General features: G+C 70.5%; 14 protein-coding genes and 1 pseudogene. 4 read left to right on the top strand and 11 right to left on the bottom strand.

All coding sequences use genetic code 11. The features are described 5' to 3' along the window. The first annotated feature begins 16 nt into the window (after positions 1 to 16). On the top strand, positions 17 to 2,764 hold the full coding sequence (gene glgB, locus HJD23_RS11870; protein WP_171110974.1) for a 1,4-alpha-glucan branching enzyme: 2,748 nt from the start codon (positions 17 to 19) through the stop codon (positions 2,762 to 2,764). 23 nt (positions 2,765 to 2,787) lie between these two features. On the opposite strand, the gene HJD23_RS11865 is transcribed toward glgB, so the two are convergent. From HJD23_RS11865 to HJD23_RS43735, 3 genes and pseudogenes are all read right to left on the bottom strand, one after another. After that, positions 2,788 to 5,091, bottom strand: a complete 2,304-nt coding sequence (locus tag HJD23_RS11865; RefSeq protein ID WP_171110976.1) for a hypothetical protein — start codon at positions 5,089 to 5,091, stop codon at positions 2,788 to 2,790. A gap of 145 nt (positions 5,092 to 5,236) precedes the next feature. Then, positions 5,237 to 5,437 carry a hypothetical protein gene (locus HJD23_RS11860; protein ID WP_171110978.1) on the bottom strand — a complete coding sequence of 67 codons (201 nt, stop codon included), beginning with the start codon at positions 5,435 to 5,437 and terminating at the stop codon, positions 5,237 to 5,239. A 380-nt stretch (positions 5,438 to 5,817) separates the two neighbouring features. After that, positions 5,818 to 6,123: pseudogene (locus tag HJD23_RS43735) on the bottom strand (ATP-binding domain-containing protein); the annotation flags it as partial. 29 nt (positions 6,124 to 6,152) lie between these two features. Between HJD23_RS43735 and HJD23_RS11850 the strand changes: the two are divergent. Beyond that, complete coding sequence (locus HJD23_RS11850) at positions 6,153 to 6,449, top strand: hypothetical protein (protein WP_171114359.1); 297 nt, start codon at positions 6,153 to 6,155, stop codon at positions 6,447 to 6,449. A gap of 131 nt (positions 6,450 to 6,580) precedes the next feature. Here the strand turns inward: HJD23_RS11850 and HJD23_RS11845 are convergent, their stop codons facing one another. Further along, the gene (locus tag HJD23_RS11845) at positions 6,581 to 7,921 is read right to left on the bottom strand and encodes a tetratricopeptide repeat protein (RefSeq protein WP_197972648.1); all 1,341 of its coding nucleotides are present in this window, start codon (positions 7,919 to 7,921) and stop codon (positions 6,581 to 6,583) included. Between the two features lie 851 nt (positions 7,922 to 8,772). On the opposite strand from HJD23_RS11845, the gene HJD23_RS11840 reads away from it, so the two are divergent. Together HJD23_RS11840 and HJD23_RS11835 are read left to right on the top strand one after the other, a co-directional pair. Then, positions 8,773 to 10,245, top strand: coding sequence for an asparagine synthase-related protein (locus HJD23_RS11840; protein ID WP_171114360.1), 1,473 nt, complete (start codon positions 8,773 to 8,775; stop codon positions 10,243 to 10,245). Beyond that, positions 10,242 to 10,988: a class I SAM-dependent methyltransferase gene (locus HJD23_RS11835; protein WP_171114361.1), complete on the top strand. Its 747-nt coding sequence runs from the start codon at positions 10,242 to 10,244 to the stop codon at positions 10,986 to 10,988. The genes HJD23_RS11840 and HJD23_RS11835 overlap by 4 nt, the downstream gene beginning before the upstream one ends. Positions 10,989 to 10,993: 5 nt before the next feature. Here the strand turns inward: HJD23_RS11835 and HJD23_RS11830 are convergent, their stop codons facing one another. The 7 genes from HJD23_RS11830 to glgX form a co-directional block, all read right to left on the bottom strand. Then, positions 10,994 to 11,500, bottom strand: a complete 507-nt coding sequence (locus tag HJD23_RS11830) for a DUF1990 domain-containing protein (RefSeq protein WP_171114362.1) — start codon at positions 11,498 to 11,500, stop codon at positions 10,994 to 10,996. A 63-nt stretch (positions 11,501 to 11,563) separates the two neighbouring features. Further along, complete coding sequence (locus HJD23_RS11825; protein WP_171114363.1) at positions 11,564 to 13,612, bottom strand: M4 family metallopeptidase; 2,049 nt, start codon at positions 13,610 to 13,612, stop codon at positions 11,564 to 11,566. A gap of 254 nt (positions 13,613 to 13,866) precedes the next feature. Next, positions 13,867 to 15,642 (bottom strand): ABC transporter ATP-binding protein, encoded by a 1,776-nt coding sequence (locus tag HJD23_RS11820; protein ID WP_171114364.1) that lies wholly within the window; start codon positions 15,640 to 15,642, stop codon positions 13,867 to 13,869. Next, positions 15,639 to 17,384 carry an ABC transporter ATP-binding protein gene (locus HJD23_RS11815; protein ID WP_171114365.1) on the bottom strand — a complete coding sequence of 582 codons (1,746 nt, stop codon included), beginning with the start codon at positions 17,382 to 17,384 and terminating at the stop codon, positions 15,639 to 15,641. Before HJD23_RS11815 ends, HJD23_RS11820 begins: the two co-directional genes overlap by 4 nt. 55 nt (positions 17,385 to 17,439) lie before the next feature. Continuing rightward, complete coding sequence (locus HJD23_RS11810; protein ID WP_171114366.1) at positions 17,440 to 19,314, bottom strand: ABC transporter ATP-binding protein; 1,875 nt, start codon at positions 19,312 to 19,314, stop codon at positions 17,440 to 17,442. Beyond that, positions 19,311 to 21,095: an ABC transporter ATP-binding protein gene (locus tag HJD23_RS11805; RefSeq protein WP_171114367.1), complete on the bottom strand. Its 1,785-nt coding sequence runs from the start codon at positions 21,093 to 21,095 to the stop codon at positions 19,311 to 19,313. Before HJD23_RS11805 ends, HJD23_RS11810 begins: the two co-directional genes overlap by 4 nt. 134 nt (positions 21,096 to 21,229) lie before the next feature. Then, positions 21,230 to 23,479: a glycogen debranching protein GlgX gene (gene glgX, locus HJD23_RS11800; protein ID WP_171114368.1), complete on the bottom strand. Its 2,250-nt coding sequence runs from the start codon at positions 23,477 to 23,479 to the stop codon at positions 21,230 to 21,232. Positions 23,480 to 23,607: the final 128 nt, after the last annotated feature.

Raw genomic sequence — 23,607 nt, 5'->3', positions numbered from 1 at the left:
CCAGGAGGCTCCGCCCGTGACCCCCCGTACCACCTCCTCCTCCAGCGGCTCCGACCCGAACGTGACGGCCGAGGAGACCCCGGCCCACCAGGAGAAGGCCGCCGTACCGAAACAGGCGACCGCACCTGAGGGGACGGCTGCGCCGACGACGACGGCGAAGACGGCGGCCGCCGAGAAGGCGGTTGCCAAGAAGGCCGTTGCGAAGAAAGCGACGGCGAAGAAGGCCGCGGCGAAGACGGCCACCGCCAAGAAGGCGCCTGCGAAGAAAGCGACGGCGAAGAAGGCGAGCGCCGAGAAGGCCGTCGCGAAGAAGGCTGTCGCGACGAAGGCCGTCGCGAAGAAAGCGACGGCGAAGACGGCTGCGGCCAAGACGGCGGCAGCGAAGAAGGCCACGGCCGCGAAGAAGGCCACGGCCGCGAAGAAGACCACCGCTGCGAAGAGCGCGTCCGCGAAGAAGACCGCACCCGCCAAGACAACGACGACGGCTGCGGCCAAGAAGGCCCCCGCCACCAAGGCCACGACCCCGAGGAACAAGACAGCCGCCAAGAAGACCACCCCCCAGCCCAGGGTTGCCACCCCCGCCCTGGACCCCGTCGACCGCGAGCGTCTGCTCACCGGCACCCACCACGACCCGCACTCCGTCCTCGGCGCGCACCCGGCACCGGACGGCGGCGGCGTGATCTTCCGCGCCTTCCGCCCTTACGCCCTCTCCGTCACCGTCGTGGCCGACGGCCTGCGCGCCGAGCTGCACGACGACGGCGACGGCTTCTTCTCCGGGCTGCTGCCGCTCACCGACGTCCCCGAGTACCGGCTCAGCGTGGAGTACGAGGGCACGGTCCTGGACACCGAGGACCCGTACCGCTTCCTGCCCACCCTCGGTGACCTCGACCTGCACCTGATCGGCGAGGGCCGGCACGAGCAGCTGTGGCGGGCGCTCGGCGCCGAGCCGATGACGCACCAGGGCGTGATCGGCACCCGCTTCACGGTGTGGGCGCCGAACGCGCGCGGCGTGAGCCTGGCCGGCGGCTTCAACTACTGGGACGGCACCGGCTTCCCGATGCGCTCACTGGGCGGCACCGGCGTCTGGGAGCTCTTCGTGCCCGGCATCGGCGAGGGTGAGCTGTACAAGTTCGAGATCACCCGGCCCGACGGTTCGAAAACCCTGCGCGCGGACCCGCTGGCCCGCCGCGCCGAGGCCCCGCCGGACACATCGTCCATCGTGCACGCCTCGCACTACGAGTGGGACGACGCACAATGGCTGGAGCGCCGGGGGGAGATCCCCGCCCACGAGGCCCCTTTCTCCGTCTACGAGGTCCACCTCCCGTCCTGGCGTCCCGGACTCACGTACCGCCAACTCGCCGAGCAGCTCCCGGCGTATGTCAAGGACCTCGGCTTCACTCACGTCGAGCTGATGCCGGTCGCCGAGCACCCCTTCGGGGGCTCCTGGGGCTACCAGGTCACCGGCTTCTACGCGCCGACGGCCCGGCTCGGCACCCCGGACGACTTCAAGTACTTCGTCGACGCCTGTCACCGGGCGGGCATCGGCGTCCTCATGGACTGGGTCCCGGCCCACTTCCCGCGGGACGACTGGGCGCTGGCCGAGTTCGACGGGCGTCCGCTGTACGAGCACGAGGACCCGCTGCGCGCCGCGCACCCCGACTGGGGGACGCTGGAGTTCGACTTCGGCCGCAAGGAGGTCCGCAACTTCCTGGTCGCCAACGCCCTCTACTGGTGCGAGGAGTTCCACATCGACGGTCTGCGCGTGGACGCCGTCGCCTCGATGCTCTACCTCGACTACTCGCGCGAGCCGGGCCAGTGGACGCCGAACGAGCACGGCGGCCGGGAGAACCTGGACGCGGTGGCGTTCCTCCAGGAGATGAACGCGACCGTCTACCGGCGCAACCCCGGCGTGGTGACGATCGCCGAGGAGTCCACGGCCTGGGACGGCGTCACGCGCGCCACCCACCACAAGGGCCCGAGCGGCTTCGGCGGCCTGGGCTTCGGGCTGAAGTGGAACATGGGCTGGATGCACGACTCGCTGCAGTACATGGGCCATGAGCCGATCCACCGCAAGTACCACCACCACGAGATGACGTTCTCGATGGTGTACGCGTACAGCGAGAACTACGTCCTGCCGATCTCCCACGACGAGGTGGTGCACGGCAAGCGCTCGCTGGTGTCGAAGATGCCGGGCGACTGGTGGCAGCAGCGCGCCAACCACCGCGCCTACCTGGGCTTCATGTGGGCCCACCCCGGCAAGCAGCTGCTCTTCATGGGCCAGGAGTTCGCGCAGGGCGCGGAGTGGTCCGAGGCGCACGGCCCCGACTGGTGGCTGCTCGACCCGCAGTACGGTGCCCAGGCCGACCACCGCGGCGTCCGCGACCTGGTCCGCGACCTCAACACCGTCTACCGCCACACCCCCGCCCTCTGGCAACGCGACGCCCACCCCGAGGGCTTCCAGTGGATCGTCGGCGACGCCGCGGACGACAACGTCCTGGCCTTCCTCCGCTACGACGCCACGGGCACCCCGCTCCTCGCGATCAGCAACTTCTCCCCGGTGGTCCGCCACGACTACCGCGTAGGCGTCCCCGACGACATCCCGGCCTGGCACGAAACCCTGAACACGGACGCCGCGCGCTACGGCGGCAGCGACGTGACGAATCCCGACCCGATCAAACCGGAGGCAACGCCCTGGCACGGCCGCCCGGCCGGCATCCGCCTGACGTTGCCGCCGCTGGCGACGGTGTGGCTGCGGCCTGCCTAAGCGGTACAGGCAGGCCGGTGCCTTCAGTCCGCGGGTTCGGCCAACGCCTCGACGAGTTCCGGAAGTTCCCTGAGCGTTCGGAGCGTGCGGGGGACCTCACGGGCGATCGCGTCGGCCTGCCCGCGACTGAACACGTAGGGCACGTCCTCCTCACGAGCACGATCGGTCATGCGGTCGAGTACCTCTTTGGCCAGCCGGGACTCGTCGAGCAGCCTGCTGACCCGCAACTTCAGTTCATCGGCCCACTGCTGCAGGCGAGCGGTGCCTTCCGGGCCGGGTGCGGGGATGGTGAGGGACTCGGGGACCAGTCCGGACGGGTCCGCGATGGACTGGGCTTCGGGCATGTCACACGTCGCTGAGCCAGGGTCCGGGGTCCTGGTGGTTGAGGTGGTGTTCTGGCCCGCGTCTTGGTGCGCGGTCTGAGACTCCGGGGCACCTCCGACCTCCAGCAGCGGCAGGGCCGAGGGCCGACCGGTCCCGTCGGCGTCATTGTCCGGCCGACTGGACTGTGGCACCACGACCGGCGGTGGTGCCGTCACCGTGCCCGCGCCCGAGACCTTCGACCTGCTGGGCCGCTTCCCTGTCGCTTTGGGGAACTCCAGATTGAACCAGGTGCGGTTCATCGTTTCATACAGCAGCTCTCCGGAGGCGCTCACCTTTCTCGGTTTGCGGTCCCCGTGGTCCATGGCTGAGGCCAGTTCCCTGAGCACCGCGACAGCTTGCTTCCGGTTGTTGTTCCGAAGCGCGTTGAGCGTGTTCCGTACAGTGCGCCGTACACGCGTTGCTTCCGTGCCGTCGTCCTCGTCGGCCTTCTGCCCCGTCAGCGAACCACGGTCGGCGTCGATGATGCCGAATGCAGCGAGCCAGTGCGCCGCACGATAGCTCACGAGTTCCTCGAACGCGGCGTCGTCCGTGTCGGCCGCCGCGAGCAGGTCCCGCAGTGGGCGGTCGGAGGGCTTGACGCCGTCGCGTACGTCCGAGGCCTGGAACATCTCCCCGATGCGCGGGTTCCAGGCCTTGGGATAGCTCTCCGACGTGAGGGCAGACCAGGCGCGTGCTCGCCGGTTCACTTCCATGGCGGTGAGCTGGGAGGGTGGTGATTCACTGAGGACGCGTCGGATCACGAAGCGCTTGTGGCGGTCGGCTGGAAAGAGCTCCCGTAGCAGCAGCATCGAGCGCAGGTCTCTGAGCTCACTCACCTTGGCGTCGCTCGGTGCATCCGGGAGGTCCACGACGGGTGCGGAGCCAGAAAGGACTTCCGCGGTCTTCTCGTCCAGGAGCCCGGCCGCCACATACGCGCCGAGAACGCTGCGCGCGAGCGCCCGCCCGCGGTCGTTCTGGGTGAACTCTAGAGGCGGGTGGACATGATCACGCCGGTTGCTCATCTGCGCGATGCGGTACAGGCGGTGGGGCGTGCTGCTGCCCACGACTAGATGGGCGTCGACGACAGCCACCTTCATCGCCCGGACCGCACGGGAGGGCCTCTCCGGATCCCAGCCGCCTGCGGCCGCGTACTCGTCGTTGAGTGTTTCCGACAACCTTCTCAGCCAGTCGTCGGGGTCGAAGACGAGCGTCTCGCCCTCCCCGCCGAGCCGCTTCAAGGGAACGCCCGTCAGCACCTCAGCGGAACTGACTCCGAAGATCTCCTGGCGTTCCTTCGTCCGGTTGTTGCCCCGGACAGCCATCCACCCCCAGTGCTCAGCCGGGTGCAGCGGCTGTCCGTCGTCCCCCACCAGCGGTGGCTCGACCAGCTGGAACTGCTGGGCGACGAACAGCCCTGGTTCCAACTGACCGTTGAGCACGAGGTCCTGCTTCAGGTCGTACGGGCGATGGCCTACTCGCTTTCCCAACGCCTCGGACGCCAGGTTGACATCGGCGATCAGCTCCGCCCTGCTCGCCACGGAACTACGCAGTGCCGCGAACGCCTGCTCCCTGCCGTCGGATGCCGCTCCTGTCCAGGCGTGGATCTGGGGCAGGGAGCGCCGCTCCTTAGTGGACTTGGAAGGATCGGCCAAGGAGTGCCAGGCTGAGCTGATCCGTTCGTTGTTTTCCCATACCACCCCGCCGACACCATGCATACGGACGGCCACGACCGTCATGCCCCCGGCGTCCGTGACAATCCGGCGAAGTGCGTTCTCCGTCAGCTTCCGCCGCCCCGCGCCATCTGCCACGGTCAGCAAAGCGTGCGGCTCCACCAAGAAGGGAGCGATATTGCTGAGCGCCTCCCGCGGCACATTGACACCCGGGGTGGCAAGTACAGCGTCGATCCACTCCTCCTGTTCCTCTTTCGCAACGGGCAACGGAAAAGGACGTTCGACCTCGGCCATCAAATCCCCCAATTCCCTGGACTGGATACGGTATTAGAGAATGAAGGGAAGGATGGCGTCCACCCAAAGCATCCCAGTATCACTGATACGAGGGAAATGATCGACGTTTCATGATCAGAAGCGATCGCTTGAGACCACTTCTGACTCAACCCTTAAGGATGTCGACCAAGAAGCCCACAAGGAGAGTGACGACAGAAATCCCTACTGCTCGGATTCCACGCCTACTCTCCTGCTTCTTCACCTCCTCAAGTCGCCCTATCAGTTCCGCCAGCTGCTTACTCAGCCCGTCAAGCTGCTTCCTCACCCCTTCTAGGCTCTTCGAGTCGTCGTCGCTTGATGTGGACATGGTCGATCCTTAGGGCACGCGCTCCGACGCCGGAACCTCCGCCCCGGCCGTGTGCAGAGATTTGCATCTCAACTGCCCATTGTCGACCCCCAGTCGAGCTCTCCAATGAAAGCCGACTACTAGCTCAAAAGACGGCCGCAGGTCGAATGGAAATGAACATGACACACAGCTGGATCACTCACGTGCGAGTTCACATTCTTGTACGTCACCGCGACATCGCCCACATGACGCACAGTTCAGCGAAGGCCAAACATTCCAAATACTAACTTCCTGTGAATCCATCCTCTCGACTGAAGGCCCGAACAAAAGAACCTCCAGCACGAGCGGGTGGTCACGGCCTGAATTCGCTTGACTGTGAGGTCAATTCTCGATATATGTGCCGCGTCGGCCAGCTCTCGCGGCAGCGGCCCCGTGTGCAGCACCCCCAGTCGCTGGGTCGCGCGGGTCAGGGCGACGTACAGGTCGCTCGTGCCGTAGTGGCCCGGCTCGACGACCAGGACCGAGTCGAACTCCAGGCCCTTGGCCTGGCGCGGGTCCAGGAGGACGACCGTGTGCGTCAGGTCGGGCTCGGCGCCCGCCGTCACCCCGTCCAGGTGTGCGGCGAGGCGCCGGTGCAGGGCGCGCGGGGCGATGACGGCCAGCCGGCCCTCGGCCGGGGTGATTTCCTCGACCGCATTGGCGAGCGCATCCGCGAGAACGTCCGAGGGGGCACCGCATGACGGAGCAAGAGATCATCGAGATAGAGCGCATGGACGGACCGGCCGCGGTGCGGGCCGAGGACGCGTTCAGGCTGGTCTACGCCGAAGCCTTCGCGGAACCGCCGTACAACGAGACCGCCGACGACGTCGCGGCCACCTTCCGTCGCTTGGCCGAGCGGGTGCTGCTCAACGTCCACCCGGACAGCAAGGCGGCGGCGTCCGCCTACCGGGCTTGGGGGTACCGGAAGGTCGGCGAGGCGCGGCCGTGGGAGGGCGCGGATCTCCATGACGTGATGCTGCTCTACCTGCGCTGAACGCCGTTCCTGGCTTTCCCTGCCGTAAGCCCAGCCCGCGTGGCGGTATTCGGACCGTGTTCCAGACGGCGCGGCAGGGGGGCCGCTCCCTCGCCGATCCGGGTACGCACGTGCTTGAAGGCGTGACGGGATCAGGTGGCCGGCGGCGGTGGCGCGATTGCCTGTGCTCGGTCGTACAGGTCGCGGGCCGCCGGGTTCTTGAGATGAGGGCGCAAGTGGCCGAACATCGCCTTCACGCGGTCGTCGGCGCGGCCGGACTGCACCTTGGGGTAGTCGTCGAGGGCCTGGTGCCAGGTGGCGCAGGCCGCTTCGAGGTGGCCGAGTTCCAGCTGTCGCTCGGCCAGCAGGCCACGGCGGTGTACGCGTGTGCGCTGGTACACGCTGGGGCGTAGCTGGTCCGCTTGCTGCATGGCTTCGACGGCTCCGGTCTTGTCGCCGAGTTCGTAGCGGACCTGGCTGACGTGGTAGTTGAGCGACGAGGGGTCGTAGGAGCCGAACGTCTTTCCGCGTGACTCGGCGCGGTCCATGGCCGCTTCGGCCTCGCGGATGTATCGCAGAGCACCCGTGCGGTCGCCGGTCTGTGCGGCGGCGTGCGCCTGTTGGCCGGCGAGGAAGGCCCGCATGCGGGGCCCGGCTTTCGGGGAGGCGGTGGCAGCGGCATCGGCCAGTTCCATGGCCTTCGCTCCGTGGTGGAGGTCGACTGCCTGGACGCTCATCCCTCGCAGGGTGGTGCAGTACGTCAGGTGGTCCTCGGCGGCGCCCGCCAGTTCCAGGGCCTTGACGTAGTAGCGCTGCGCGAGACCGTGCAGCCCTTCGTCGACGGCCATGTAGCCGGTCAGGTAGAGCAGGTCCGAGGCGGCGGACAGCATCGCCTTGCGTACGTCCTCCGGTGCGTCGGCGCGCAGGTATGAGGCCACGGTGTTGACCATGAACGAGGCCGCCATGGGGCGTGCGTGACGGCCGCCGAACTCGTCGTCCAGCTCCGAGACTCGCTCGGTCATGGCGATGACCATGTCCACTTCGTTCATGCCGATGCGTGTCGTGCGGCCGGACTGTACGGCCTCGGCCCGCCCGATCACATCAGGCCAGCCGGGAATGGTGAGGGCGACGGAGAACAGGCCCACACCCAGGACGCTGCGGCGGGACGGGTCCATATCCAGCCTCCCCAGGTCGATCACCCCCTCCACGGTATCCGTAGCCCTGGAGGAGCGATTGCGGGGAAGGGGCAGTCCGGCTTCGGCGTGGGTGACGGGGCGGCCAAGGCGGCGCGAGAGGGCTTCGAGGATGCATGCGCGCACCGCACCGCGGGGGATGGTGCCTGCGAGCCAGTGGCTCACCGCCGACTCGTCATAGCGCAGGGGAGTTCCGGTCTCGGTGCCGATGCGGTTCACCGCCCGCGCGAACTGGCGGTGAGTCCAGCGGCATTCGGCGAGCAGGCGCCCGAGCGCCACGTTCGGTTCACGCTTGGCCATGCCCTCAACTCCCCGTGTCTTCAGGAACTTTCAAGGCTTTCAAGTCCTGGCGCTGCGGCAACGGTACCGCTGTGCGTGGTCGTGCGGTTGCGTAGAGGCAGCAGGGTACGGCGAGTCCTCGCCGCGGCCGTCGTCTGAGGGACTCAAGGGATGAGAAGCGAAGCACGGGCGCGACTGGCCCGGATGACTGAGGAGCGGGGTATGGACGGGATGTTGAGGATCGACACCGACGACGGCGCGGACCTGCCGCCGGGGTCGAGCCGGTTCTCGCCGTGTCGCTGCCGGCGGCACCGCCCGACGCCGTCGGAGGACTGGGCTGCGAGGCTGAGCGCTGCGGTACGCGAGGTCAACGAGCGTAGTCGCGGAGAGCGGCTGTGAGGCGGTTAGCCGCTGTCGTCGGCCGCTACGCCGGACCGCTCCTGATCATCACCATCTCGGGGTCGGTCGGCTTCGTCCTCGGCGTGGCCGCCGCATCCACACCCACCTGACTCCTCCCCGTCACGCATTCAGGTACCCCACCCGTGACGAGGGAGGGCCGCCGCCGGAAGCGGTGGGCACCCCGTCCGGCTGCCTTCTTCGCAAGGGTCCGGCAGCCGGACGGGTCCAAACTCCGCAGCATCAGCCGCGGAGTCCACTGAAAACCGTAAGGGAGAAAGCAATGAACGTGGACGAGCTGTTCACTGGCGACCTGATCACCGGTGTCCCGGCCGTCGAGGCCGCGCTGCTCGACAAGATGCCGGGCGGCGGCGACAACAACGGCGACCACTGCAGCAAGTGATCCAGGGCTGACGCCAGGCGGGGCGGGGCCGTCCGTGGCCCCGCCCCGCCGCACGACTCCGGAAAGGGACGACATGCTGTCGATGCGTCTGCGCCTGGACGATCTCCATAAGCCCAAGTGGAGGCCGGAAGGCGGCTGTTGGATCAACGGCGAGAGCTGGATCGAGCCCGCGAACGTGTCCACGTTGGTCATGGAGGTCAACGACGACCAGGCGCCGCGCGTACGGGTCCAGGTGAAGGAGTGCAAGCGGGACGAGGCCGACTTCGTCGAACTAACCATGGAGCCTGGACAAGCCCGCCTGACAGCAGGTGCCTTCGGCACAGCCCCGCTCTACCTGACAGAAAGCGCCGGCGCACTGCACGCATCATGGGACCTGACTCTGCTGCGGCCCCATCTGCGGGCCGACTGCCTGGTGCCGCGCGTCGTCGCCCGAACGCTGACGAGGCAGCATCGCTACACGTCCGAGACGCTGTTCGAAGGCGTCTACCGCCTCACCGAACGGGCATCGGCCACGTTCACCACCTCGGGACTCGGCATCCACTACCCCGAGCCCGCCGAACACGTACTTGAGCCACGTACGTTGCGACCCGGAGTTGATCCACTCGCGGCTCTGGACGAGTTGCTGACAGACGTGATCCGCCAGGCGCCGACAGCAACCGGATGCGTGGGCGTCGAGCTGTCCGGCGGCGCTGACTCCGGGAACGTCGCCCTGGCCGTGAAGGCGGCCCGCTTCCACGAGATGCACAGCTTTGGCCTGCTGGTGGGAGGAAGCCCCCGCAGGCAGCAGAGCAAGCGGCGCCGGGCCCTTGTGGAGCACTGCGGCTTCCGAGACACGGCCACCCCCGCCATGCAGTACCCACCCTTCTGCCCCGGAGGCGTACGCGCTCTGCGCAAGCCGCACGACCCGGCGGGAGCCTTCTACCAGGAGGCGTTCGATGTCGTGCGAGAGCAGGCAGCCGCCCGGCGGTGCGAGATCATGTTCACGGGCAGCGGCGGGGACGAGATCAACGCCTACCACTCCAGGACGCAGGCCGAACTGCCGACGCCGGAACCCGTACCGTGGCTCGCACCCATGGCAGCCCGAGCGCTCGCCGAGGTGAACGAGCACCTGGCGCCCATCCCGGTGCTGCCCGTACCGACCCTGATGGCGTTCGGGATGCACAACCCCGGATTCCTCCGGGCCGGAATCTGGCCGGTGAGCCCGCTCGCGCACCCGCGGATCGTGCGGTTCATGGAGCAGCTACCGCACGAACACAAGCGCGGCAAGGCGCTGTTCCGCGAACGGATCAGGCGGGCCGTGCTGCCCGAGTGGGTGGCCGCGCCGGCCGAACCGGAGAACTTCCTGGCTGTCCTGGAGAAGGGCCTGCGGTCCTACGGACTGCCCGTACTGGACGGCATGCTGAAGGAGTCCATCCTGGTGGACCTCGGCTACGTTGACGGGAAGGCGCTCGCCGAGGCGCGGAGGGACGCCGACGCCGCCCCGGTCGTTCCCGATCTGCTGTGCGATGTGCTCGCCCTGGAGGTCGGACTGCGAAGCCTCATGTGACCAGCCCCGACACGGAAGCCGAGCACGTGGAAGCCACCAATCTCCTGTACCGCGATCCGGCGCTCTACGACGTGGTCCAGTCCGACAGCACGGGCGCCGGAATGTGCCAGACCCTGATCGAGTTGCACCGGCCGGACGCCCGGACTCTGGTCGACTTCGGATGCGGTACCGGCAGGGACCTGGAGATCCTGGCCAAGCACTACGAGTGCATCGGCGTGGACGTTCAGCCCGGCATGGTCGACTACGCCCACCAGGCCCGGCCGTGGCTGGACATCCGCACCGGGGACATGCGCACCGTACGACTGGGCCAGCGCGTGGACGTGGTGACCTGCATGGGCAACAGCCTCGCCTACGTGCACGACAACACCGAGGTCGGCCAGGTCTTCGCCACCTTCGCGGCCCACGCCCGGCCGGGCGCGCTGCTCGTGCTGTGCTCCCCCGTCACCCCGATCACCCAGTCCCAGCCGACCACCGCCACGGTCGACACCCCGAACGGACCCGCTACCGTCACCATCCGACATGAGTGGGACCTGCGCACCCAGATCAACACCGTGTACCGGCACTGGGTCCTCTCCTCGGGCGACGAGGCCCGAGACGAGATCCGCAGGCGCGTTCTGTTCCCCCGCGAACTGGAGCGCTACGCGGAGTGCGCAGACTTCGAGGTCCTGGACATGCTCGACGGCACAGGGGCAGGGCTCACCGGCCCTACCGCGTACACGGTGGCCCGGTACACCCGGTGGTGAACGGGTCAGTCGTCGAGCGGCGCGCACAGGCGGCGCAACGTCGTGCCGCACCTGCGGGCATACGCCGCCTGGAATCCCCGAGTCGCCGCCCCGCCCAGCCGGGCGTACCACTTCGCGCCCCGGCTGAACGCCGACACCGTCAGCCACACCGTGCCGTCCCCGGTCCGTTCCACCACGAAGGCCTCCTCGCCGCACTCCGGGTGGCCGGTCAGCGTGCCGTACGCCCAGCCCGCGCGGCGGTATTCGGACAGCGTCCAGACGACTCGGCAGGGTGCCTTGATCAGGCCGGCGAGGGTGACGGTGACGTCGACGCCGGGGGCGGCGCGGTCGGCGGTGGCCTCGATGCCGACGCCCATCGCGCGGTGCATCTCCCAGGTGCACAGGGCCTCGGCGGCCCGGTGGAACACCCGCTCGCCCTCGCCGATCCGGGTACGCACGTGCAGGGGGTGGAAGCCGGGCGGGCAGAAGCCCGTCTCACGGGTCGCGCCGACATCCTCGTACGTGAACGACATGCGCCAAGAGTAGGGCGGCACCCGGCGTCGCCTTCCCGCCGGGTGCCGCCGCCCGCAACTGGCTTACGGGAACGTCAGTTTCCAGCTGTTGATGTAGCCGGTGTCGTACCGTGCCTGGTCCTGCACCCGCAACCGCCAAGTGCCGTTGGCGGTTTCGGAGGAGGCGTTGACCGTGTAGGTCGTCTGCACGTTGTCCGCCGAGTCCGAGGAGCTGAAGTTCTTCAGGCGGTACGCCGTCCCGTCCGGGGCCAGCAGATCGATCACCAGGTCACCGCGCCAGGTGTGGATGATGTCCACGCCGACCTGGAGGTTCGCCGGGGCGTTGCCCGCCCGTCCGGTCACCGCGATCGACGAGGTCACGGCCGCCCCGTTGTCCGGGATCGACACGTCGGTGGTGTTCTCGAAGGACGTACCCCCGCCCGGGCCGCCGGGCCGCGAACCGACCGCGACGCCCGCCCACGCGTCCTGCACCGCCTTGTACTCGGCGCTCGTCGTGCCGTACAGCTCACCGGCGACCGCCAGCGTGCCGGTGCGGGCGCCCGCGTAGTTGGTGGTGGAGGTGAACTTCGTGGTGAGTGCCTTGAACCAGATCTGCTCCGCCTTCGCCCGGCCGATGCCGGTGACCGGAAGCCCGTCCGCGGTCGGCGAGTTGTAGCTGACGCCGTTGATGACCTTGGCGCCGCTGCCCTCCGACAGGAGGTAGAAGAAGTGGTTCGCGGGGCCCGACGAGTAGTGCACGTCGATCGAGCCGATGCCCGAGTACCAGTTGTCCTTGGACGCGCCGTCCTTGCTCGGCCGGTCCATGTAACGCAGCGGCGTGCCGTCGCCGTTGATGTCGATCTCCTCGCCGATGAGGTAGTCACCGACGTCGGAGGAGTTGTTCGCGTAGAACTCGACGGCCGCGCCGATGATGTCGGAGGTCGCCTCGTTCAGGCCGCCCGACTCGCCGCTGTAGATCAGGCCCGCGGTCGCCGAGGTCAGGCCGTGCGTCATCTCGTGCGCGGCCACGTCGATCGAGACGAGCGGGTTGGCGTTGCCCGATCCGTCGCCGTACGTCATGCAGAAGCAGCTGTCGGACCAGAAGGCGTTGACGTAGTTGTTGCCGTAGTGGACCCGCGAGTAGGCGCCGACGCCGTCGCCGCGGATGCCGTTGCGGCCGTGCACGTGCTTGTAGTAGTCCCAGGTCAGCGCGGCCCCGTAGTGGGCGTCGGCGCCGGCCGACTCCAGGTTGGACGGGCTGCCGTTGCCCCAGACGTCGTCCGGCCCGGAGAAGAGCGTGCCGGTGCCGGAGGTGCCGCGGTTCAGGTTGTACGTGCGGTGGTTGCCGCGCGCTCCGTCGGTGAGGTTGTACGTCGAGCCGGACTGGGTCGTGGTGAGCGGGACCGTTCCGCTGTACACCGTGTGCCCGGTGCCGTTCTTGACGGCCTCCCACTCGTACAGCTTCTCGCCGGTGGTGGCGTCGGTGATGACGTGCAGTTCCTGCGGGGTGCCGTCGTGCTGGAGGCCGCCGACGACCGTCTCGTAGGCGAGGGTCGGCTTGCCGCTCGCGGCCCAGACGACCTTGCGGGGCTCACGGCTGACGTCGGGGCTCTTGGCGTCCTCGGCGCGGGCGGCGCCGAGCGCCTGCCGCTCCGCCGCCGCGGGGGCGACGACCGGTTTGAGCGAGGGCACCTTGATGGTGGCGCGGGTGGCCTTGGTGACGCTCTCGGTCGCGCCGGTCTTCGACGTCTCGACGACCAGGTCGCCGCCGAGGACCGGCAGGCCGGCGTACGTCCGCTCGTAGCGGGTGTGGACCGTGCCGTCGGCGTCCTTGACGACGTCCCGGACCAGGAGCTTCTCCTGGGCGCCCAGGCTCAGCTCCCGTGCGGTGTCCGCCTTCCCGACGTCCGCCTCGCGGATCAGCGCCGCGCGCTGGGCCGGGGTGAGCTTCATGGGCAGGGCGCCCGGGTCCGCCGTGGCCGACGCCGACGGTGCCTTCTCCGGGGCGGCGGTCGCGGCGCCGGACTGTACGGCGGCGGCGAGGAACGCGGCGACGCCGACCAGGGCGACGGCTGCTGCGCGGGGGGTGCGTCTGTGGGAGGAACCGTTGCTCGATGAGGAACTGCTGCTCAACACTGACTCCTTCTGCGTGGCCGCGGATCGCGCGGCCAGGGGAGATCCGGACGGCGAGGGGCCGTCCGGGCAGAACGCGAAACCAGGTGCACGCGGCCACGGGAACAACACAGCGGTGTGGACGTGGGGTTGCTGTGGGGTGGCCGTCAGAAGCGTGACATCGCGAGCGTGAACTGTCAGGAGCGCGTCAAGAGTTTGGCCGGAAATCGTTCGTTGTCCGGGAGTTCACGTTCGGTATACGAACAGGACGCCTGTTACCCGGCGATCTCCCCGTGCCACGTCCGCCACAGCCGTGCGTACGCCCCATCCGCCGCCACCAGCTCCTCGTGCGTGCCGAGTTCGGTGATCCGCCCGGACTCCATCACCGCCACCCGGTCCGCGTCGTGCGCGGTGTGCAGCCGGTGCGCGATGGCGATGACCGTACGGTCCTTCAGTACGGCGGCCAGCGCACGCTCGGTGTGCCGGGCGGTCGTCGGGTCGAGCAGCGCGGTGGCCTCGTCGAGGATCAGGGTGTGCGGGTCGGCCAGGACGACACGGGCGAGGGCGAGTTGCTGGGCCTGCGAGCCGTCGGTGCCGCACGCTCCCGTACCCAGCTCGGTGTCGAGGCCGTCGGGCAGCTCGCGCACCCAGGCGTCGGCGCCGACCGCGGTGAGCGCGGCCCACAGCTGCTCGTCCGTGGCGGCCGGTTCGGCGATCAGGAGGTTGTCGCGCACCGTGCCGAGGAAGACGTGGTGCTCCTGCGTCACCAGCACGACCTGGCGGCGCAGCCGCTCCGGCCCCAGACCGGCGACCGGCACGCCGCCCACCGTCACACTGCCCGCGCTCGGCGCGTCGACACCGGCCAGCAGCCTGCTCAGCGTGGACTTGCCCGCGCCGGACGGGCCGACGACCGCGAGCCGCTCCCCGGGCCGGATCGTCAGGTCGACGCCCCGCAGCACCTCGCCGCCCCGGTCGTAGGCATAGCGCACGCCGGTCACGTCGATGCGGTCACCGGCCGGGTCGGGGGAGTCGGCCGGGGCCGTCCGGGGCGCCAGCGCCAGCCCCTCCACGCGGGCGAAGGAGGCGTTGCTCATCTGCAACTGCTCGACCCGGATCAGGATCACGTCCAGCGGCTCGGTGACCTGCCGCAGATACAGCGCGGCCGCCACCACCGCCCCCAGGGTCACCGTCCCGCGCTCGTGCAGGAAGCCCCCGACCAGCAGCACGCCGACGACCGGGAAGGCGTACGCGAAGTCCACGGGCGGGAAGAACACGCTGCGCAGCCACAGGGTGTGCAGGCGGGTGCGTCGCGCGTCCTCCAGCGCGTCCCGGCTCGCCGCGATCCGCCGTTCCTGCAGCCCGAACGCCTCGATCGTGCGGGCGCCGGTCGCCGTGGCCGCGAGCACCTCGGCGACGTCCGAGGTGGCCGCGCCCTCGGCGAGGTAGGCGGAGCGCGCCCGGCGCATGTACCAGCGCAGCGGGAACCAGATACCGAGCCAGCCCAGCAGCGCGCAAGCGCCCAGCAGCGGGTCCAGCGCGACGACCGCGCCGCACAGGAGCAGCACCTGCAACGAGGCGATGAGCAACTCGGGACCGGCGTCCCGCAACGTGGTGCCGACGGCGGTGACATCGGCGGTGCCCCGGGCCGTCAGGTCCCCGGTCCCGGCACGCTCCACCACCGACGCGGGCAGCGACAGGGCCCGGTCGACGAACCCCTCCCGGATCCGCGCCAGCGTCCGCTCCCCGAAGCGGTGCCCGGCGTACCGCGCCCACCGCGACAGCAGCATCTGCGCCAGCGCGCACCCGACGAGCGCGAGCGCCAGCCGGTCGACGACAGCGACGCCGCCGCCCGCCCGCACCTCGTTGATGATCAGCCCCAGCAGCCACGGCCCGGCCAGTCCGACCCCGGCGGCCAGCGCGTTCAGCGCCAGTACGGCGGCGAAGGCCCGCCCGTCGACCCGGATCAGCCCCATCATGGCCCGCCGCACCTCGGCGGGCCCGGCGACGGGCAACTGGCCCGCGCGGTCCGTCGTAACGGCCACCGACGTCATCGCACGGCCTCCTCGGCGTCCAGATCGTCCATGTCGGTCACGTCGTCCTCGGCGTCCCGCGCCACCAGCGCCCGGTACCCGGGCGCGTACGCCAGTAGCTCCTCGTGGGTCCCGCTGGCCGCGACCTTGCCGTCGATCAGGAAGTGCACGGTGTCCGCCCGGTCCAGCAGCAGCGGCGAGGTGCTGGTGACGACGGTCGTACGGCCCGTGCGCGCCTCCCGCATCCGCTCCGCCACCGCCGCCTCGGTGTGCGCGTCGAGCGCGGACGTCGGCTCGACGGTGAGCAGGACCTCGGGGTCGGCCAGCAGCGCCCGCACCAGCCGTACCCGCTGCTGCTGACCGCCGGAGAGGTTGCGCCCCTGGGCGTCGATCCGCGAGTCCAGCCCGTCCGGCAGCCCCCGCACGATGTCGTCGGCCACGGCCGCATGCACGGCCCGCGCCACGGCCGTGTCGTCGACGTCGGACCGCCGCCCGCCGACCACGTCCCGCAGTGTCCCGGCGAACAGGTCGGCCTCGTGGTCCGCCACCAGGATCCGCTCCCGCACCTGCGCGAGCGCGATCTCGTCCAGCCGTACGCCGCCCCAGGTCGCGTCCGACGGCGTGTACCGCCCGAGCCGGTCGACGACCTCGGCCGCGTCGGCGGGCCGTTCGCAGGCCAGCGCGGTCAGCCGCCCCGGCAGCACGCGCACGCCCGAGGCCGGGTCGTGCAGCACGGACGGCTCGGCCGGGGCGTCGTGCGCCCCGCCGTCGTCCAGCGGGTCGAGCCGCAGGAACCGTACGACCCGGCGCGCGGCCACCAGCCCCCGGCTGACCCGCTGGCCGAACTCCAGGAAGTACGCCACCGGCACCACCAGCACCGCGACATAGCCGTACACGGACACCAACTCGCCCACGGTGATGTCCCCTTGGGCCACCAGCCGGGCCGCGAGCCAGGTCACCACGGCCAGGAACACCGTCGGCAGGCCAAGACCCAGCGCCTGGATCCAGCTGGTCACCGCCCCGACCCGGTACCCCTCGGCGCGCAGCCGCTGCGAGTCGCGGCGGAAGGCCTCCGCGACCAGCTCCTTGCCGCCGAGCCCGCCCAGCACGCGCAGCCCGCCGGCCAGGTCGCCGATGCGGGCGGTCAGCGCGCCCTGCCGTTCCCGGTAGGCGGTCTCGGTGCCCTGCAGACGGCCCATCAGCGGCCCGACCAGGACCCCGATCACCGGTACGCCCAGCACGATCACGGCGGCCAGCAGCGGGGACACCGCGAGCAGCAGCACGGCGACGACGGCGTACCCGACGACCGCGCCGACGCCCGGGCCGATCACGGTCAGGGAGGTGGCGATGGTCTGCACATCGCCCACGCCGATCGTGACGACCTCCCCGGCGGCGACCTGCCGGCGCAGCGAGGCACCGAGCCGGACCGCCTGCCCGACCACCACCTTGACCGTGCGGAAGTTGGCGTCCATCCGCACCCGGGTCATCGTGCGGTGCCGGGCGATGTTCAGCCAGGCGTCGAGCGCCCCGGCCACCAGCACGGCCGCCGCCCAGCCGATCAGCGCGGCCCGGTCACCGGGTTCGAGACCGTCGTCGACCGCGCGGGCCAGCAGATACGGCACCATCGCGAGCAACGCCAGCGACGCGATCCCCAGCAATGCCCCTGCCACCGACCGGCCCGGCTGACTGCGCACCAGCCACCACAGATAGCGGGCGGGACTTCGGCTGTCGGGCGTGCCGGGATCCTCGTACGCGTCGATCATCGCTCCCCGTTCCTGTGCCCGTGCCCGTGCCCGTTCCCGTCCACGTTCCCCGCGCTCACGCCAGACTGTCCCGCCACGCCCGGTGCAGCCCCGCGAACCGCCCCGTCCCCGCGATGAGTTCGGCCGGGCTGCCGTCCTCCACGATCCGGCCGTGCTCCATCACCAGCACCCGGTCCGCGATCTCCACCGTGGACAGCCGGTGCGCGATCACGACGGCCGTACGCCCCTTCAGTACGGTCGCCATGGCGCGCTGCACGGCCCGCTCACCGGGGATGTCCAGCGAGCTGGTCGCCTCGTCGAGGATCAGCACCGCCGGATCGGCGAGCAACGCCCGGGCGAATGCGACGAGTTGACGCTGACCGGCCGAGATACGGCCACCCCGTTTGCGCACGTCCGTGTCGTACCCCTCGGGCAGTGCCGCGATGAAGTCGTGCGCGCCGATCGCCTTCGCCGCGCCCTCGATCTCCTCGCGGCCGGCGTCCGGCCGCCCGATGGCGATGTTCTCGGCGACCGTGCCGGAGAACAGGAACGACTCCTGCGTCACCATCACCACCCCGCGCCGCAGCTCCGGCACGGCCAGCTCGCGCAGGTCCACCCCGTCGAGCAGCACCCGCCCGTCGGTCGGGTCGTAGAAGCGGGCCAGCAGCTTCGCGAGCGTCGACTTGCCCGCGCCCGTCGAGCCGACCACCGCGACCGTCTGCCCGGCCGGGAGCGTGAGGTCGAAGCGGGGCAGCACCTCGCCGCCGGTGCGGTAGGTGAAGCGGACGCCGTCGAAGACGACCTCGCGGCCGGGGTGTTCGGAGGCGAGGGCCGGGAGCTGCTTCGGAGCCGACGGCTCCGGCACCGACGGCGTCTGGGCCAGCAGCCCGGCGATCTTCTCCAGGGAGGCCGCCGCCGACTGGTACGAGTTGAGGAACATGCCGAAGCGGTCGATCGGGTCGTACATCCGGCGCAGATACAGCACCGCCGCCGCGAGCACGCCGAGCGCCAGTGTGCCGTCCGCGACGCGGTACGCGCCCCACAGCACGATCAGCGCGACCGCCGTGTTGCCCACGATCCGTGAGCCGACGACATAGCGGGCCATCTCCAGCAGCGCGTCGCCGTTCGTCCGCTCGTGCCGCCGGTTCAGCACGCGGAACTCCGCGTCGTTGGCGGCCTCCCGGCGGAACGCGCGCACCGGGCGGATGCCGTTCATCGTCTCCACGAACTTCACGATCACCGCGGCGATCGCGGTCGACCGCGTCGTGTACACCCGCCGCGCCCGCCGCCGGTACAGCCGCACGAGCCACCACAGCGGCCCGAACGACGCCACCGCCACCGCGCCGAGGCCCAGGTCCAGCCAGAGCAGGATCGCCGCGACGTACACGCAGGAAAGGATCACCATCACCAGCTCCTGGAGGCCCTCCTCCAGCAGTTCGCGCAGCGACTCGACGTCCGTGGTGGAGCGGGAGATCAGGCGGCCGCTCGTGTATCGCTCGTGGAAGTCGATGCTCAGCGCCTGCGCGTGGCGGAAGATCCGGCCGCGCAGATCGAGGAGCACGTCCTGGCTGACCCGGGCGGAGGTGACGACGAAGGCGTACTGGAGTCCGCCGGAGGCGGCCGCGCACAGCAGATAGCCGACCGCCACCGCGATCAGCGGGCCGCTGTCGTGGGCGCGGAACGCGGGTACGGCGTTGTCGATGGCGTACGCCACCAGCAGCGGGCCCGCCTGCACCGCCGCCTGTTGCAGGAGCAGCAGCAGCGTGGTCAGGGCGACCCGGGCCTTCATCGGCGCGAGCAGGGAGCGCAGCAGGGCGCCGGTGGCGCCGGGCGGGGCGGGCAGGACGTCCTTGTCGAACGGGTCGTCGGCCTTGCGTGGCTCGTGCGGCTGTTGCGGCGGCTGCGGCTCGTCGTCGGCGACCGGGACGGAGGTGGGTGTGGACGCGGTCATCGGGCTGCCTCCAGTTCCGTCCCGGACATCAGATGGGCGTACTCGGCGTTGTCGCGCAGCAGTTCGTGGTGCGTGCCGACGGCGGCGATCCGGCCGCCGGACAGCAGGGCGACCCGGTCGGCGAGCAGCACCGTGGACGGCCGGTGCGCCACGATCAGGGCGGTGGTGTCGGCGAGCACATCCCGCAGCGCCGCCTCCACGGCGGCCTCGGTGTGCACGTCCAGCGCGGACAACGGGTCGTCCAGGACCAGGAAATCCGGCCGTCCTACGACCGCCCTGGCCAGCGCCAGCCGCTGCCGCTGACCGCCGGACAGGCTCAGCCCCTGCTCGCCGACCTGCGTGTCCGTGCCCTGCGGCAACGCGTGCGCGAAATCGGCCTGGGCGACGGCGAGGGCGCGGTTCAGCTCGGCGGCTCCCGCCTCGTCGGGGGCGCCCATGAGGACGTTCTCCCCGACGCTCGCCGAGAACAGCGTCGGCTCCTCGAACGCGACGGCGACCTTGGCGCGCAGCTCCTCCCGGGACATGGCGGCGATGTCGACACCGTCGAGGGTGATCCGCCCCGAGGTCAGCTCGTGCAGCCGGGGGATCAGCGCGGTGAGGGTCGTCTTGCCGCTGCCGGTGGCGCCGACGAGGGCCATGGACTCGCCGGGGCGGATGTGCAGGTCGATGTCCTCAAGGACGGGAGGGGAGCCGACGGGGGCGTCGGGGTAGCGGAAGCTGACGGCCTCGAAGCGAAGGCCTCGCTGCGGGGAGGCCTTCGAGGCGCGCGCCGGGGCGGTGGCCGTCTCCGGCTCCGCGTCCATCACCTCGAAGTACCGCTCCGTCGCCGTCGCCGCCTCCTGGCTCATCGCCAGCAGGAAGCCGATCGAGTCGACCGGCCAGCGCAGGGCGAGTGCCGTGGACAGGAAGGCCACCAGAGTGCCCGCCGACAGGTCCCCGTCCGCGACCCGCACGGACCCCAGCACCAGCGCCGCCCCGATGGCCACCTCCGGCAACGTGACGATGACGCCCAGGATCATCGCCAGCAGCCGGGCCTTGCGCAGCTCCGTCCCCCGCAGCGTCCGCGACAGCTCCCAGAACGCCCGCGCCTGACTGCGATGCCGCCCGAACCCCTTGATGATCCGGATGCCGAGCACGCCCTCCTCGACGACCGTCGTCAGATCACCGACCTGGTCCTGCGCGCGCCGCGCCACCTCGGCGTACCGCTTCTCGAAGACGAAGCAGCTGACGACCACCGGCACGGCGGGACCCAGGATGACCAGACCCAGCGTCAGGTCCTGCACCAGCATGATGATCACGCCGACGAGGATGGTCACCCCGTTGACCAGCAGGAACGTCAGCGGAAAGGCCAGGAACATCCGAAGCAGCATCAGATCGGTGGTCCCCCGGGACAGCAACTGCCCCGACGGCCACCGGTCGTGGAACGCCACCGGCAGCCGCTGCAGATGCCGGTACAGATCCGCCCGCATCGCCGCCTCGACCCCCGCCAGCGGCCGCGCCACCAGCCACCGCCGCAGCCCGAACAGCAGCGCCTCGGCCAGCCCGAGCAGCAGCAGGAACAGCGCGCCGAGCCACACGCCCGCCGGGTCCCGGCCGGCGATCGGCCCGTCCACGAGCCACTTCAGCACGAGCGGGATCACCAGCCCGGCGCAGGACGCGAGTATCGCGACGAACGCGGCGGTGAACAGACGGGCCCGCACCGGCCTGACGTAGGGCCACAGGCGCAGCAACGAGCGGACGGCGGAGCGGTCTCGGGTCGTGGTGGCACGTGTCGTGGGCATCAGGGGCGAGCCTACGGATTGCCACTGACAACGCCCACCGAGTTTCGGCCGGACCAGGGTCCGCCGATGGTCCTACGACCTGCGTGTTCGAGCAGCCGAACCCCGAGCAGCCGACTCCCGAGGAGTCGCCCGTTTCACCCCGCCACCCGCAACAACAACACCGCCCGCCCCGGCACCGTCACCGCAGCCCCCGCCCGATGCGTCACCCCCGGCGCCTCGGCCTGCTCCTCCCGCGAGGTGTCGACGACCACCTCGTACCGCTCCGCCCACGGCGGGCCCGGCAGGACGAAGCTCACCGGGCGTTCCCCGGCGTGCAGGACGGCGAGGAAGCTGTCGTCGAGGATGGGCGCGCCCCGCTCGTCCCGGCCCGGGATGTCCCGCCCGGACAGGTACATGCCGACCGTCGCCGCCGGGGCGTACCAGTCCCGTTCCGTCATCTCCGTGCCCCGCGCGGTGAACCAGGCGAGGTCCCTGAGCCCGTCCGCCGAGTGCGCCCGGCCGGAGAAGAACGCCCGGCGACGGAGCACCGGATGCCGGTGGCGCAGTTCGATCAGCCGGGACGTCAGGTCGAACAGCGCCCGCCACCCGGGCTCCTGAAGCAGCCCCCAGTCCACCCAGCTGATCTCGTTGTCCTGGCAGTACGCGTTGTTGTTGCCCCGCTGGGTGCGCCCCAGCTCGTCGCCCGCGACCAGCATCGGCACGCCCGTCGACAGCAGCAGCGTCGTCAGCAGGTTCCGCAGCTGCCGCCTGCGCAGAGCCCGTACCCGCTCGTCGTCGGTCTCGCCCTCCGCCCCGCAGTTCCAGGCCCGGTTGTCGTCCGTGCCGTCCCGGTTGCCCTCGCCGTTCGCCTCGTTGTGCTTGCGCTCGTACGACACGAGGTCCCGGAGCGTGAAACCGTCGTGCGCGGTGATGAAGTTGACCGAGGCGTACGGCCGCCGCCCGCCCCAGGCGTACAGGTCGCTGGAGCCCGACAGCCGGTAGCCCATCTCGCGTACGTCCGGCAGCGCGTGCCGCCAGAAGTCCCGGACGGCGTTGCGGTAGCGGTCGTTCCATTCCGTCCACAGGGGTGGGAAGGCGCCCACCTGGTAGCCGCCGGAACCCACGTCCCAGGGCTCGGCGATCAGCTTCACCCGGCGCAGCACCGGGTCCTGCGCGATGACGGCGAGGAACGGGGACAGCATGTCCACGTCGTGCATGGACCGGGCCAGCGCCGCCGCCAGGTCGAAGCGGAAGCCGTCCACGCCCATCTCCGTCACCCAGTAGCGCAGCGAGTCGGTGATGAGCCGCAGCACGTGCGGCTGGACGACGTGCAGCGTGTTCCCGCAGCCGGTGTAGTCGGCGTAGCGGCGGGCGTCGGACTGGAGCCGGTAGTAGCCGCGGTTGTCGATGCCCTTCAGGGACAGCGTCGGGCCCAGTTCGCCCGCCTCCGCGGTGTGGTTGTAGACGACGTCGAGGATGACCTCGATCCCGGCCGCGTGCAGCGCGCGCACCATCCGCCTGAATTCGCCCACCTGCTGCCCGCGCGTGCCGGACGCGGCGTACGCGGCGTGCGGGGCGAAGTAGCCGATGGAGTTGTAGCCCCAGTAGTTCTTCAGGCCCCGGCGCAGCAGATGGTCCTCGTGCGCGAACTGGTGGACGGGCAGCAGTTCGACGGCCGTGATGCCCAGCCGGGTGAGGTGCTCGATCGCCGCCGGGTGGGCCAGGCCCGCGTAGGTGCCGCGCAGTTCCTCGGGGATGCCGGGGTGCAGCTTGGTGAAGCCCCGCACATGCAGTTCGTAGATCACCGAGTCCCCCCACGGCGTCTTGGGGCGGCGGTCGTCCGCCCATTCGTCGTCGGGGGCGTCATCGTGGACGACGACACCCTTGGGGACGTACGGCGCCGAGTCCCGTTCGTCGCGCACGGTGTCCGCGACCTGCTGCTGGGGCCAGTCCCGGACGTGCCCGTAGACCTCCGGCGGCAGACCGAAGTCGCCGTCCACCGCGCGCGCGTACGGGTCGAGCAGCAGCTTCGCCGGGTTCCAGCGGCCGCCGGTCCACGGATCCCAGCGGCCGTGCACCCGATAGCCGTAGCGCTGCCCCGGCATGACCCCCGGCACGAAACCGTGCCAGATCTCATGGGTCAGCTCGGTCAGGCGGTGCCGCCGCTCCGTGCCCTTCTCGTCGAACAGGCACAGCTCGACCGCCTCCGCCCCGCCCGCCCACAGCGCGAAGTTGGTCCCCGCCACCCCGTCCGGGCCGACCCGGAACCGGGCCCCCAGCGGGGTCGGCGCACCCGGCCACACCGGCACCGCGGCGGCCGGCGCGGCGCGCGGCGCGCCGTTCAACGCGGCGGCCGGGCGTCCGCCCTGCCCGGCCACCGTCTCCTGCTCGGCTGCGCTGGACACCTGTCAGCCTCCCGCGGCTCGTGGCGACGACGTCGGCGGGCGCACGGCGTCCCTTCCGCGGAGCCCGTCCCGTCGTCCTCCCCACTGTTCTGCCCAGAGCTTGGCTCGCACTCACGTTTCCCCAGGGC

The sequence above is a fragment of the Streptomyces sp. Z423-1 genome, assembly GCF_013009255.1.
GTDB lineage: Bacteria > Actinomycetota > Actinomycetes > Streptomycetales > Streptomycetaceae > Streptomyces > Streptomyces gossypiisoli.
This window is presented reverse-complemented; position numbering and strand designations above follow the sequence as displayed.

Coding starts and splice junctions, on each gene's coding strand:
- HJD23_RS11840 (WP_171114360.1), top strand. CDS start 8,773: ATGCTGTCGATGCGTCTGCGCCTGGACGATCTCCATAAGCCCAAGTGG.
- HJD23_RS11845 (WP_197972648.1), bottom strand. CDS start 7,921: ATGGCCAAGCGTGAACCGAACGTGGCGCTCGGGCGCCTGCTCGCCGAA.
- HJD23_RS11820 (WP_171114364.1), bottom strand. CDS start 15,642: ATGACGTCGGTGGCCGTTACGACGGACCGCGCGGGCCAGTTGCCCGTC.
- HJD23_RS11860 (WP_171110978.1), bottom strand. CDS start 5,437: ATGTCCACATCAAGCGACGACGACTCGAAGAGCCTAGAAGGGGTGAGG.
- HJD23_RS11810 (WP_171114366.1), bottom strand. CDS start 19,314: ATGACCGCGTCCACACCCACCTCCGTCCCGGTCGCCGACGACGAGCCG.
- HJD23_RS11805 (WP_171114367.1), bottom strand. CDS start 21,095: ATGCCCACGACACGTGCCACCACGACCCGAGACCGCTCCGCCGTCCGC.
- HJD23_RS11815 (WP_171114365.1), bottom strand. CDS start 17,384: ATGATCGACGCGTACGAGGATCCCGGCACGCCCGACAGCCGAAGTCCC.
- HJD23_RS11850 (WP_171114359.1), top strand. CDS start 6,153: ATGACGGAGCAAGAGATCATCGAGATAGAGCGCATGGACGGACCGGCC.
- HJD23_RS11865 (WP_171110976.1), bottom strand. CDS start 5,091: ATGGCCGAGGTCGAACGTCCTTTTCCGTTGCCCGTTGCGAAAGAGGAA.
- HJD23_RS11830 (WP_171114362.1), bottom strand. CDS start 11,500: ATGTCGTTCACGTACGAGGATGTCGGCGCGACCCGTGAGACGGGCTTC.